10 protein-coding genes are annotated in these 12,829 nt (G+C 69.9%); 6 read left to right on the top strand and 4 right to left on the bottom strand.

Annotated elements, in window-relative coordinates; translation table 11 throughout:
• Positions 1 to 27: 27 nt before the first annotated feature.
• From GT347_RS21875 to GT347_RS21860, 4 genes are all read right to left on the bottom strand, one after another.
• Positions 28 to 771, bottom strand: coding sequence for a class II aldolase and adducin N-terminal domain-containing protein (locus tag GT347_RS21875; RefSeq protein ID WP_160554203.1), 744 nt, complete (start codon positions 769 to 771; stop codon positions 28 to 30).
• A 151-nt stretch (positions 772 to 922) separates the two neighbouring features.
• On the bottom strand, positions 923 to 1,543 hold the full coding sequence (locus tag GT347_RS21870) for a LysE family translocator (RefSeq protein ID WP_160554202.1): 621 nt from the start codon (positions 1,541 to 1,543) through the stop codon (positions 923 to 925).
• A gap of 40 nt (positions 1,544 to 1,583) precedes the next feature.
• Entirely contained in the window at positions 1,584 to 1,961 is a 378-nt protein-coding gene (locus GT347_RS21865; RefSeq protein ID WP_229722424.1) for a DUF2845 domain-containing protein, read from the bottom strand.
• Positions 1,958 to 3,058 (bottom strand): dienelactone hydrolase family protein, encoded by a 1,101-nt coding sequence (locus GT347_RS21860; RefSeq protein WP_229722423.1) that lies wholly within the window; start codon positions 3,056 to 3,058, stop codon positions 1,958 to 1,960. Before GT347_RS21860 ends, GT347_RS21865 begins: the two co-directional genes overlap by 4 nt.
• Positions 3,059 to 3,253: 195 nt before the next feature.
• On the opposite strand from GT347_RS21860, the gene GT347_RS21855 reads away from it, so the two are divergent.
• The 6 genes from GT347_RS21855 (at position 3,254) to GT347_RS21830 (ending at position 12,822) form a co-directional block, all read left to right on the top strand.
• Complete coding sequence (locus tag GT347_RS21855) at positions 3,254 to 3,844, top strand: hypothetical protein (RefSeq protein WP_160554200.1); 591 nt, start codon at positions 3,254 to 3,256, stop codon at positions 3,842 to 3,844.
• Between the two features lie 72 nt (positions 3,845 to 3,916).
• The gene (locus tag GT347_RS21850; protein WP_160554199.1) at positions 3,917 to 6,037 is read left to right on the top strand and encodes a response regulator; all 2,121 of its coding nucleotides are present in this window, start codon (positions 3,917 to 3,919) and stop codon (positions 6,035 to 6,037) included.
• A gap of 145 nt (positions 6,038 to 6,182) precedes the next feature.
• Positions 6,183 to 7,772 (top strand): hypothetical protein, encoded by a 1,590-nt coding sequence (locus tag GT347_RS21845; protein ID WP_160554198.1) that lies wholly within the window; start codon positions 6,183 to 6,185, stop codon positions 7,770 to 7,772.
• A 16-nt stretch (positions 7,773 to 7,788) separates the two neighbouring features.
• Complete coding sequence (locus GT347_RS21840; RefSeq protein ID WP_160554197.1) at positions 7,789 to 10,914, top strand: coiled-coil domain-containing protein; 3,126 nt, start codon at positions 7,789 to 7,791, stop codon at positions 10,912 to 10,914.
• Between the two features lie 14 nt (positions 10,915 to 10,928).
• Positions 10,929 to 11,621 (top strand): CpXC domain-containing protein, encoded by a 693-nt coding sequence (locus GT347_RS21835; RefSeq protein ID WP_160554196.1) that lies wholly within the window; start codon positions 10,929 to 10,931, stop codon positions 11,619 to 11,621.
• A 121-nt stretch (positions 11,622 to 11,742) separates the two neighbouring features.
• Positions 11,743 to 12,822, top strand: a complete 1,080-nt coding sequence (locus tag GT347_RS21830; protein ID WP_160554195.1) for a hypothetical protein — start codon at positions 11,743 to 11,745, stop codon at positions 12,820 to 12,822.
• The last annotated feature ends 7 nt before the right edge of the window (positions 12,823 to 12,829 follow it).

Genomic DNA, 12,829 nt, shown 5'->3' with positions numbered 1-12,829 from the left:
CAGCACCGACGCCGGCGTTCGCCCTACTCAATCCGCGTAGGAAGGATCCTCCCCATCCAGCAGCCGCTTCATTTCCTCGAAATGCGCGACCGAGAAATCCCGTATGCCTTCCCAATCCCGCGCGGTGGCTTCAGCCACCTCGTCCGGCAGCACCCGCAGGGGCTGGCCGGTGGCATAGGCGGCCACCAGCACCTGGCAGGCGCGCTCCATGGTGTAGAGGTCGTCGAAGGCCTCGCCGATGTTGTCGGCGGTGACCAGCACGCCGTGGTTGCCCATCAGCAGGCGCGACTTGTCGCCGAGCAGGGCCACCAGGCGGGCGCCTTCGGCTTCGGAGTCCGCCATGCCGCCGTAGGCGGTGTCCAGCGCCACGCGCCGGAAATAGCGGGCGGTGTTCTGGTCGATGGGGATGATCTCGGCCCGCTGCAGGCAGGAGATGGCCGTCACATGCACCGGGTGCAGGTGCATCGCCACCCGCACCGCGGGCAGGCGTTTGTGCAGCTGGCCGTGGATCGCCCAGGCGGTCACATCCACCCTGGAACCGTCCAGGCCGGCCGGGTCCATGTCGGCGTCCAGCAGCATCAGGTCGCTGGCGCGGATGGTGGAGAAGTGCTTCCACTTCGGGTTGATCAGGAAGGTGTTGCCGGTGGGACCGACCGCCGCGCTCATGTGGTTGGCCACGGCCTCGTGCATGCCCAGCCGGGCGAAGAGGCGGAAGGCGGCCGCGAGGTCGATGCGGGTCTGGCCTTCGTCGGCCGTGGGTTGGGATGCCATGAGGGGTTCCGGTGGTGGGTGCTGCAAGGGAGCCTGGCCGGGTCAGGGCATGGGCTTCGAATCTAGTCAGTCACCGGGCTTTGAAAAAGAAGTGTTTTTGCATGCAGGGGCAAGATTTCTTCTATCCATCGCCGCGGGTCGCACCGGGCTCCTAGCGATGCACCGACAGCAGCAAGCCCCCCGCCCCGACGAAGAATCCCCCGGTCACCCGGTTCATGTTCTTCGCGCCGCGCCGGCTGCTGATGATGCGGCTGAGCTGCTGCCCACCCAGGCCGTAGACCAGGGACGAGACGAACTCCGCCAGCAGGTAGATGCTGCCCAGCACCAGGAACTGATGCGCGGCCGGCTGGTCCGGCTTGATGAACTGCGGGAAGACCGCTGCGAACAGCAGGACCGCCTTGGGGTTGCTGATGGCCACCAGGAACTCCTGCAGCACCAGGCTGCGCAGCGGCCGGGCGGCGGCCGCCGGCGATGCGGCTGCGTCGGCGGCGATATGGGGCGCGCTGCGCCAGGTGCGCACGCCCAGCCAGAACAGGTAGGCGGCGCCCACCCATTTGATGACGACGAAGGCCTTTTCCGAGGCCAGCAGCATCGCGCCCAGGCCCAGGGCGGAGACGGTCAGGAAGATGGCGAAGGCCGCCACGCGGCCGAAGGTGGCCAGCACCGCCACGGCCGGGCCCTGGCGGATGCCGTTGTTCAGCGCGCAGATGTTGTTGGGGCCGGGCGTCAGCGACAGCAGGATGGCCACCGGTACGAAAAGCAAGGGATCCATCTGACTTCCTCGGTATTCCTGTTGAAGGTTCCGGCGCCGCTCAGCGCCCGCGTGCGCCGTCGCGCACCGATTCGACCACGCCGTCGCGGATGCGCACGATGCCGTAGAAGGTGCCCGGGCCGCGGTCGTACAGCCATTCGTCCATGCGCACGCAGTGCGAGGCCAGCAGCATGCGCTCGGCTTCCGAGCGGATCGGCCGTTCGTTGGCATTGATCTGCAGCAGTGACACGCAGACCGCCTGGAAGTCGATCGGCTCGCCGCACTTGCGGATCAAGGACTCGGCGGGCTCGCCCTTGCCCACCAGAAAGCCGTTGCAGCTCAGCGATTGCTCGGCAGCAAAAGCCGGTGCGCAGGACATGGCCGCCAGGCAGCCCAGGCCGAGCAGCCGCCACGCACGATGTGCTGCCCGCTGGCTCACGGTTTGACCGCCCAGACCACTTCGTCATCCACCGCGTAGAGCTGGCAAGCACCCTCGGGCGCCTTCTTCGTGCAGTTCTCCAGTGCCCGGGCGCGCGTGTCCCCCCTGCCCCAGCCCGAACCCCAGCCGCCCTTGGCGCTGAAGGCGAAGGCGCGCGGGTTCTGGTGGCTCAGGAACACCCGGTAGCCTTCGAGCGCGGCGGGGCTGGCGTCGGGCAGGCGGTCGGTCTCGTCGATGGCGGCGAAGCCGCTGGCGACCGGGGCCGGGTCCGCGGCGTACTGGGCGAACGCGGGCTGTGGCTCGTAGGGCAGGCCGATCTCCTGCAGGAAGGCCTGCACCTGCGGCTGCCAGATCGGCGCGCCGGCGGGCGAGCCGAACATGGTGTGCGAATCGCTGGCGAAGCTGCCGAAAGCGACCATGCGCGCCTTGGCGCCGCCGGCCACGTACTGCTCGAACATGCTCTTCCAGGTGGGCGTGGGCCAGTAGCTGTCGTTGTCGCCGTAGAACCAGAGCGAGGGCACCGTCGTCTGCGCGCCGTAGTTGCCGGCGCCGCTGATCAGGCCCTGCTGCCAGCTGGTGCAGTTCTCCTGCCGCAGGCCGCCGGCGAAGTCGACCAGGCCCTTCACGCCCGGATAACCGCGGGTGCCGAAGGCCAGCGTGGTCCAGCCGCCGTGCGACTGGCCGACGACCAGGATGCGGCTCTTGTCCGCCCAGGGCTGGGCGGTGGCCCAGTCGAGCGCGGCCACCACGTCGTTGGCCTGCTCGCGGCCGTTGCCCTCCACATTGCAGCCGCCGACGATGTAGCTGCCGCTCGATTTGGAGAAACCCTGGCGCATCGGCACCACCACCGCATAGCCGCGCGCCAGGAAGAACCGTGCGGCGATCGCCGGCCGGTAGCGGCCCTGGAACCTCGGGTTGCCGGGCGCCTTGCCGTGGTTGATGACGACGATGGGAAAGGGGCCGGGGCCCTCCGGCCGGTAGACGGTGGTCTCCAGCTCGATGTTGAACAGGCCGGAGCCCTTGGCGACCACGGTGACCTCTTCCGGCAAGGCGGCGGCGCCGAAGGCCGGCGCGATGGCGCAGGGCAGCAGCGCCAAGCCGATGGGGATCAGGAAGCCCCGGACCCTGGAAAGAAAGCTTGCATCACCGAACGCCATGACCCTCACCCTTTGCTGCGTGGGCAGGGATCGTACGCCGGATCGGCCTGCCGCAAACCGGGTGATTCCTGCGAACCGGGCTGCGTGAGCCACTACCATCGGCGCCTTCCCTTATCACTCGATCAAGACAGGCTCATGAAAACACTGGCGGCTTTCACCCTGGGATTTGCCTGGCTGCTGTCGGCCGCTCCGGCCAGCGCGGATGTGCGGCTGGTGATGTTCCGCCACGGCGAGAAGCCGGCCGCCGGGCTGGGGCAGCTGAGCTGCCAGGGCCTGAACCGCGCGCTGGCCCTGCCGCGTGTGCTGTTCGCGGCCTATGGCAAGCCGGCCGCGCTGTATGCGCCCAACCCCGGTGTCATCAAGAACGACAACGGCAAGCCCTACCACTACATCCGCCCGCTGGCCACTATCGAGCCGACCGCCATCCGCGCCGAACTGCCGGTGAACACCCGCTGGGCCTGGAACGACATCGCCGGCCTGCAGGAGGAACTGCTGCTGCCCTCCCACGAAGGCCAGACGCTGTACGTGGCCTGGGAACACCATCTGCTCGAAGCCATGACACGCCAGATCCTCACCCGGCGCGGCAGCGATCCTGCACAGGTGCCCAAGTGGCAGAGCGAGGATTTCGACAGCATCCATGTGCTGACCCTGCGCAGCGACGGCACGGCCAGCTTCCAGCTCGATCACCAGGGACTGGACCGGCAGGGCAGCAGCTGCCCGGGCTGAGCGGCGCGGCCCCCTGCGGCCTTGCGCAGGGCCTGACAGAATGGCGGGTTGTTCACGAACCGGCGCAACCGCTTGGACGCTCTGCCCCCACCTGAAACCGATACGCACCGCTGGGAAGACGCACTGGCATCGCTCGATGCCGGCCTGCGGCAAGGCTGCGATCCCGCGGAACTGGCCCGAGTCGGCATCGATGCCCTGGCGCAGGCGCTGAACCCCTCGCGGGCGGGCTGGGGCGAACTCTCGGCGGACGGCCAGGGCTTCACCGTGCTGGACGACTGGACCGCGCCGGGCTGGCCCAGCCTGGCCGGACCGCATCGCATCGCCGGCCACACCGGGCTGGCACGCCTGCAGCACCGGGGCCGGGCGGCGGTGGTCGACGATGTGCGGGAGGACGGTCTCGCCCCCGCCGAATCGCAGGCCATGGAAGCCGTGGGCATCCGCGCCCGGCTCGGCCTGCCGGTGACGGATGGCGAGCGCGCCGGCCCCATCTTCTTCGTGCATGCGCCAGAGCCCCGGCAGTGGACGGTCGAAGAGACCTGCTTCGCCCGCCTGGCGGTGGAGCGGGTGGCCCGGGCGATCGAGCGCCGCCAATCGGAGCAGAAGCTGCACGAGCTGGCCTGGACACTGGAGCAGCGAGTGGCCGAGCGCACCGAGGCCCTGCGCGATTCGCAGGACTTCACCCGCCTGGCGCTCACCGCCACCGGCGGCGTCGGTGTCTGGACCTACGAGGTGGCGAGCGACCGCTTCTTCTGCGATGCCTCGGTGTCCGACCTCTACGGCATCGATGCGGAAGAAGGCGCGGCCGGCATCCTGCGCACCCGTTTCCTGGCCAATGTGCATCCGGACGATGTTCCGAAGCTGCGCGCCACCATGTCCGGCGGGCTGGAGCGCAGCGGCGACCTGGAGCTGGAATACCGCCTGGTGCATCCCGACGGCAAGGTGCGCTGGGTGCTCTCGCGCGGCCACACCTATTTCGATGCCGACAACCGGCCGGTGCGGCGCACCGGCGTCGGTGTGGAGACCACCCGCCAGCGCCAGCTGGAGGAGCAGCTGCGGCAGGCGCAGAAGATGGAATCGCTGGGCCAGCTGACCGGCGGCATCGCCCACGATTTCAACAACCTGCTGCAGGGCGTGGTGCTGCCGCTGCAGATCGCGCAGAAACGGCTGGCGCAGCAGCAGTACGAGAGCATCGGCAAGCACATCGAGGCCAGCATGGCCGCCGCCCGGCGCGCCGCCGGCCTCACCCAGCGCCTGCTGGCCTTCGCCCGCCGCCAGCCGCTGGATTCGCGCACCGTGGCGCTGGATGCCTCGCTGGCCGGGCTGGAGCCGATGCTGCGCAACACCTGCGGCGTGAACATCGCGCTGGAGGTGGAGATGGCCGACGGACTCGGTCCGGTCGTCACCGACCAGCACCAGTTCGAAAGCGCCATCCTCAACCTGACGATCAATGCCCGAGACGCCATGCCCGCCGGCGGCACGCTGCGCATCACCGCCGAGAACCTGTGGCTGCAGCCGGCCGACGCCAAGGGCCCGCTGGCCGAGCTGACGCCGGGCGACTATGTGCGGGTGACGGTGGCCGACACCGGCACCGGCATGCCGGCCAGCGTGATCGAACGCGCCTTCGATCCCTTCTTCACCACCAAGCCGATCGGCCAGGGCACCGGGCTGGGGCTTTCGATGGTCTACGGCTATGCACGCCAGTCGGGCGGCATCGCGGTGATCGGCAGCAGCATCGGCCAGGGCACGCGCATCGCGCTGTACTTCCCTCGCGCTTCCGAGACCCAGGCCCTGCCCGCCGCCGACACCATGGCCACCGAACGCGCGCCGGCCGGCAAACGCGTGCTGGTGGTGGAAGACGACGAGACCGTGCGCCGCTACGCCGTCGAACTGCTCCAGACGGACGGCTTCGTGGTGAGCGAGGCGGTCAGCGGCCACCAGGCCATGCGCCTGCTCGAGGTGCAGCGCGACTTCGACCTGCTGCTGAGCGATGTCGGCCTGCCCGGCCCCAACGGCCGGCAGGTGGCGGAGCTGGCGCGCGAGCGCATTCCCGGCATCCGCATCGTGCTCATGACCGGCTATGCCGAGGAAGCGGCGCACCGCAACGTCTTCATCGACTCCGGCATGGAGCTGCTGGTCAAGCCCTTCGACGCCGATGCGCTGGTGGACAAGGTGCGGCAGGCGCTGAGCCCCTAAGCCAGGCAGCGCCCACGGCCTGCGATCGCTTGCCGCGGATTTGTAACTTAATTTATCATCCGCTGCCGTTTGCGGATGGCACCTTCTCCAGTCGAGCAGCCGGGCCTGGCTGCCCGCCCCTCTGTCGCTAACCAGCGGAGCCGCCATGAGTGCGAGTGCCTATCCGGAGTATCCCGACGAGCTGAGCAGCACGTTCTGGGAGAAGAAATCGAAGAGCGGCTGGGAGGCCAAGTCCGACCTGGCGGACAAACTCAAGGCCCTGCACAAACGCAGCGACGCCATCGACTGGAAACTGTTCGCCGAGGGCTGGACAAGGTCCATCAAGACCGTGGCCGAGCTGCAGGCCGAGGCCGGCAAGCGCAGCAAGCTCTTCGGCTCCGGCGTGCTGGCGCTCAAGAAGGACGCCGCGGCCGCCGTCGCCGCAGCCCGGGCGGCGGAGAAGAAGGCCGACAAGGAACTGCTCGCCACCCTCAAGACCATCGGCAAGGCGGCCGATGCCTATTCCGCCGCCATCGACCATTGCGGCGAGGCGCTCAAGCAGGCCATCGAAAACGCCGAGGAAGCCCTGGGCGACGAGGACGACGAGGACTCCGCCCCCAGCGCGCTGCTCGATCCCCGCGCACTGCTCAAGCAGCTGACCCTGTGCCGCAAGGACCCCGAGCGCAGCGTGAAGTTCGCCTACGTCGACGGCAAGGACAAGCAGCCCGCCCTGATGGCCGTGCATCCCCGCATGCGGGCGCGCGGCCTGTTCAACAAGCTGCAGGCCGCCGCCGGCGTGAAGACCGGCACCTACGGCACCGCATGGGTGGAGGGCAGCGCGCTGATGCTGCAGCTGGACAAGCCGCAGTCGGGCGTGGTGAAGAAGGTGCGGGTGCCGGTCAAGGCCTGTGGCTTCCGCATCGCCAAGGTGGTGCTGTGGAACGAGGACGGCAGCGTCTTCGAGCAGGACGAGTCGCCCGAGGACACCCCGGCCGATGCCGCCCCCGCCGCGCAGCCGCCCGCCGCGCCTGCGGCCGCCGGCACCGCCGCGGCCGAGGATCCCCGCGCCGCCCAGGTCCAGGCCCTGCGCAAGGCCCTGCAGCCCGATTTCGAACGCCTGCAGCGCGGCCCCCTGACACCCGCCCTGCGCGAGAGTTTCCAGCCCTTCGCCAATGCCTGGGCGATGGCGCAGGACTCCACCGACAAGGGCCTGCACGAGCGGGCCTTGCTGATCCTGAAGAAGGTCGCCGATTCCGGCGCGCTGCGCCGGCTGCGCCAGGCCCTCGAAGCCGACGCGGCGGCGCCAGCGCCCGCGCCCGCGGGCAGCCACAAGCCGGCCCCCTCGCTGGTCGTGCTGCAGGGCGCCCGGCTGGTCTGGGACGGCATGCGCAAGAGCGTGCAGAGCCAGTTCGGCACCATCCAGAGCGCGGTGCTGGCGGGCGTGCGCGCCCACAACGCCGACCCGGAGCAGGAAGACGAATTCGACGAGACCGAGGTCCAGGCCCAGCTGCAGGCGCTCTTCGTCTCGCTGGACCGCATGGACCGCGGCCTGATCGACAAGCTCGACCAGGCCCTGGGCGTCGAGGGCGCGCAGCGCGACGCGCGCTATGCCGAGGCCGAACTGCTGATCCGGCAGTTCCGCGGCTTCGCCGCCAGCGACCCGATGCTGGCCTTCATCGACGACAACGGCTTCGCCCCCACCGAGATCCGTGCCAGCATGGACCGCGCGCTGGGCGAGCTCGAAAAGCAGCTCTGAACGATCCGGACCCGCCATGAAACTGACCGCCATCCAGCGCACGTTCCTCGTCGACCAGCTCGGGGTGAAGGCGCGGCCCAAGAAGACGCTGCACATCCGCAGCAGTTCCGAGAAGAAGGACGACGCCATCAGCGAGGTGTTCGAGGACTACCTCCGGCGCGAGGCCAAGGTGCTGCTGTCGCTGACGGCGCTAGAGCGGATCGCCGGCACCGAAAAGCAGGTGGCGGCGCTGGAGCACGAAGTCTCGGAGATCCAGGCCCGGGCCAGGAAAGCCGGTTATGAGGATGCGCCAGCCGTCTTCAAGCAGGCCTACAAGGATCTCGAGGATGTGAAGCTGCGCGCCGCCAGGGCCGCCGAGATCGGCGCCGCCAATCCGCGCTTCCCGGCGCTGCGCCAGGAAGTGGAGCTTGCCCTGCAGAAGATCGCCGCGCACCCGCAGCGCGAGCATGTCGAGACCCGCACCGAAGAGGCCCGCGGCCTGCTGCGCACCGCCGTCGCGGAAAACGAGAACAAGCGCTATCCGCAGGCCCTGAGCCAGATCGACTCCGCGAAGAAGGCCTGCGCCGAAGCACTGGACTGGGCCGGCCAGTTCAACACCTACCGGGTGGCGCGCACGCCGGCTCAGGTCATCCTGCTGGCGATGGAGGACGATTTCTCCGACGCGGACTGGAATGCCTTCAAGGCCAGCCTCGACCAGGCCGAACAGGACGCGGACGTGGACACACGCAAGTACGCGCAGGCGACCGCCGCCGTGAAGGCGGTCCTGGAGGAAATGAGCGAGTACCTGGAAGAGTGGACACAGGACGAGATCCAGATCGAGATCGACAAGGTCGAGGCGCTGCCCCTGGCCGCGTTCGTGGATGCCGAGCACCAGGAACTCCTGCGCATGCACGGCGCCGTCGCCCAGCGCGTGGCCGCCCATGACTTCGCCGCGATACCGGCCCTGAAGGACATGGCGCTGGTGGTCTCCACCCGGGCGGTCGATATGGCCACACGCCGGCTGGCCTACGACGGCAAGCGCCAGAGCGCCGTGGATGCCGTGGCGCGGCTCAGGCCCAACACGGCCATGGCCGGTCAGGTCAAGGCCTTCGACACCGTGCTGAAGGACCAGGCCGCCCCGCTGGCCACCGCCCAACGCAAGCGCTTCGAGGAAGCCATCGCCCTGTGCGAGAAAGTGCAGAAGGACTGCGAGGCGCTGGTGGGCGCTGCTGCCGTGTCCCAGAAATTCCTCGACGACCGCAAGCGGCTCACAGAAGGCCTGTCCGCCCTGCGCAAGCTGCCGGCCGCCGCGCAGATGGGCGAGGTGCTGGGCGCGCTCGACGGCCTGCTGTCGGAGGCGGGCAAACGCGCCGCCGGCGAAACGCCCGACTGGCCCGCCGGACAGGAATGGCTGGCCCGGCTGGACTCCGGCCTGACCGCGGCCCGCACCCTGGCCGCCGACCTGAAAGACGCCATGGCGGCCCGGCAGGCGGCGCAGTCGGCCGCCACGCCCGGGGACGTCGCCAAGGCCGTCGAATCGCTGCGGGCCGAGGCGCTCAAGCTCGAAGCCGAACCCTGCAAGGCCCTGCTCGCCGAAGAGGTCAAGACGATCCGCCTGGCCTGCGAACAGGCCCTGGCCAAAGCCGCCCCCGGCACCGACGGAAAGGGCGCCGATCTGGAGCATGCACGCAAGGCACTGGCCCAGGCGGCCGGGCTGGCGGCGGCGGGCCAGGGCATCCGGGCGCGGCAGCTGGATTTCGATGCGGCGCTCGCCCAGTCCCGCCAGCGCCAGAAGGTTCTTGTCGAACGCGCGAAGACGGGCAGCTTCCAGGCCCTCGCGTCCCAGGCGGCGAAGCTGCAGCCCTTGCTGGACGGCGCCGTCGAATCGGCCGGCACACGCGCCTACGCCACCGCGCTTTCGGCCGTGGCCCAGGCCGACGAAGCGGTCCGCGCAGCCGAGCAGGCGGCCGAGGCGATCGCGGCCTACGACCTGCGCGCGACGCCGCTGGGCCAGCGCAGCGCCACCCAGAAATCGGCCGGCGACAAGGTCCAGGACGCGGAGAAACTGCTGGCCACGGCCAAGACCGCGCTGGCCGAACTGCGCTTCGCCGATGCCCGCAAGGCCCTGGACCAGGCGGAGGCGAAGCTGGAGGCTCTCAAGATCGCCCGCCTGGCCAAGGCCAACCCGGCCGATGGCGACATCGCCCGCTCAGCCGAGTCACTGCTCCAGCTCGACGGCGGCGAGAAGATGCTGGACGACTTCGTCTCGACGCTCACCGGCCGGGCCAGCTTCGACCTGATCGTGAAGCTGGCGGAAAAACGCTTCGGCATCCTGCTTTCCTCGAACGACGGCAAGCAGACCCTGTCCGCCAAGGCCATCTGGGCCGCGCTGGCTTCGGTGCCGGCCTCGCACGGCACCCGCAGTCCGAGCCTGAAGTCGGTGGTGCACTCCAATCCCGACAAGGGCGTCAGCGGTGCCTACGGCTGGACCCGCAAGCAGGCGACCATGGAGGGCAGGCCCGACACCGGCACCGAGGACTACGACGCCAGTGCCCGCCAGAAGGCCCTCGGCCTGCCGCTGGACTACGACACCTCTCAGGACCCCTACGCGCCCAAGGACCCCAGGCCTGCCGAACTCTTCAACATGACGATGCTGCACGAGATCGGCCATGCGGTGGACGACCGGCTGGCCTTCATGGCCGGCCGGGCCGGCCAGGCCGATTTCGGCGGCTGGGTCGAATACACCGACCTGGGCCTCATCGCCGATGCCGTCGCCGCGGCCAAGAAATACGACCGCGGCTACGTGCTGCAACGGCTCAATGGCGCGACACCCGATGCCGTCGCGATGCCCGACGGCCATCCGGGCGGCCAGGCCAAGTGGGACAGTGCCCGACAGGAAGTGGACAACTGGTACGAGCTCGCCAAGAACGGCGACATCTGGTACGACTACGCCAAGTCCAAACGCGCCGCCGTCGCGGGCGTGGTCTACCAGGAAGCCTACGACAACAACTGGGTGAGCTACCTGCTGGACGAACGCAGGAAGGGCATCACCGGCTACCAGTGGCGCGCGCCCGGCGAATGGTTCGCCGAGCTCTACATGAGCTGGCACGGCGGCAAACTCAAGGACAACCATCCCTTCGCGGGCTGGCTCAAGGCCCTTTAAGCGGAAAACCCAGCATGTCCATCATCCGCACCACCCCCATTCCCTGCCCCGCCTGCGGCGGCGCGGTGGACTTCCCCCTCGTGCACAGCGTCAACGCCGACCGGCGGCCGGACCTGCGCGAGGACATCCTCTCCACCGTGTTCCAGCGCCAGGCCTGCCCGAACTGCGGCACCGAATTCCGGGTGGCGCCCGAATTCAATTACCTGGACCTGGGCCGGCGGCAGTGGATCGCGGCCTGGCCGGCCGACCGCATGGGCGACTGGTCGGCCGTCGCCGAGCGCGCGCGCCAGGCCTTCGAGCAGGCTTTCGGCGGCGGCGCACCTGCCAGCGCGCGTGAACTCGGCAAAGGCCTGCGCTGCCGCCTCACCTTCGGCTGGGCGGCGCTGCGCGAGAAGGTGTTCATCGCCGGCGCGGGCCTGGACGACGTGACGGTCGAACTCGCCAAGATGGCGCTGATCCGCGACAGCCGCCAGCCGCCGCTGGGCAGCGCCGCGCTGCGCCTGCTGGCCATCCAGGACGCCCGCCTGGTCTTCGGCTGGCAGGACCTGCAGGACGAATCCGCCACCGAGCTGATCGAGGTCGATGCCCAGCTGCTCGCGGAAATCGAGGCCGAGGGCGAATGGGCCGAGCTGCGCCAGCGCCTGTCCTCGGAGATGTTCGTGGACGTGTTGCGCCTCTTCCTGCCGACGCCCGAGCTGCAGTCCTGATGGACCATCCCCCGGCATGCCCTTCGCGCCCCGCAAAGCCCGCCGCGCGCGGGCCTGGCCGTGCGCGATGCTGTGCCTTGCCGCCCTCGCGGGCTCCGCGAACGCCCAAGCGACCGACCAGATGAACACCCCACACCCCATCGCGCTGCTGCAGACCCTGCGGGACGACGGCAGCCGGCACCGCGCCTGGATCAACGGTTTTCCGGCCGACTGGCTGCCTTCGGCCCGTGCGGGCTCAGGCGGCCGCGCGGCCGGGCTGGAGACGCCGATGGAGGGCTATGCGGCCATCCATCCCTGGTTCCTGCGCGCCGGCCGCAACGAGCTGCGCATCGAGTACCGGGGCGCTCCGGAGGGCGCGCTGGACTACCGCGTCGCGTCCATCGACTACGAGGCCGGGCAGGACCTGGGCACGGTCTTTCCGGAGCAGGAACTGCTGCGCCTGCAGAGCACCGCCGCCGACCCCGCCAGCGCATCCGGCCACACGGCCAGCGGCGGCTTCGCCTGGGACCATGCGGCCGGCCGGAGCTGGGACGGCGCACCGCCGATCGCCGACACCCCCGCCCGGCGCGAAAGCCTGCAGGCGGCCGTGCAGCGCTTCTGGTCCGCGCTGGACGCCCTCGCCGGCCTGCCGCCCGATGCCGAGCCCGCCAGCCGCCTGGCCGCCGAGAGCCGCGCGGCCATCCACGAATTCATCGAGGCCAGCGAATCGCGCGGCCGGCCCTTCACCCTGGTGGAGGAACTGATCGGCATCGCCGCCACGCTGCAGCTGGCGGGCGACCAGCCGCCCGAGCTTTTCCTGAAGGCCCGCGACGACGCCTTCGAAGCTGCCCGGCGCAAGGGTCCCCAGGACGACGCGCCCTCCCCCCACCCGCCGGTGGCCCGGCGGGCCGACGGCACGCTGCCGCCCCGCCTGTCGCTGCGCACGCTGGCCAGCTTCGACGGCCTGTCCATGGAACGCTTCGCCGACGGCCGCCTGGCCCGGCTGGCCGACCGCGGCGGCGACCCGGCCATCCAGTTCGTCAGCAACTATTCCGACGGCAACCGCGGCGCGCCGCATCCCCTGCGTTTCCTGTGCGACCTGTGGTGGCGCCTGGACGCGCAGCAGCAATGGCAGCTGGCCGCCATCTACCCCACCCAGGCCGCGCGCCAGGTGCTGCCCAACCCCTGGCCCCAACGCCTGTTCGAGCTGCAACCCTACTGACCCGGAC

This window comes from Xylophilus rhododendri (assembly GCF_009906855.1).
Taxonomy (GTDB): Bacteria; Pseudomonadota; Gammaproteobacteria; order Burkholderiales; family Burkholderiaceae_C; genus Xylophilus; species Xylophilus rhododendri.
Note: the sequence above shows the minus strand (reverse complement) of the source record. Positions and strands in the feature narration are given on the sequence as shown.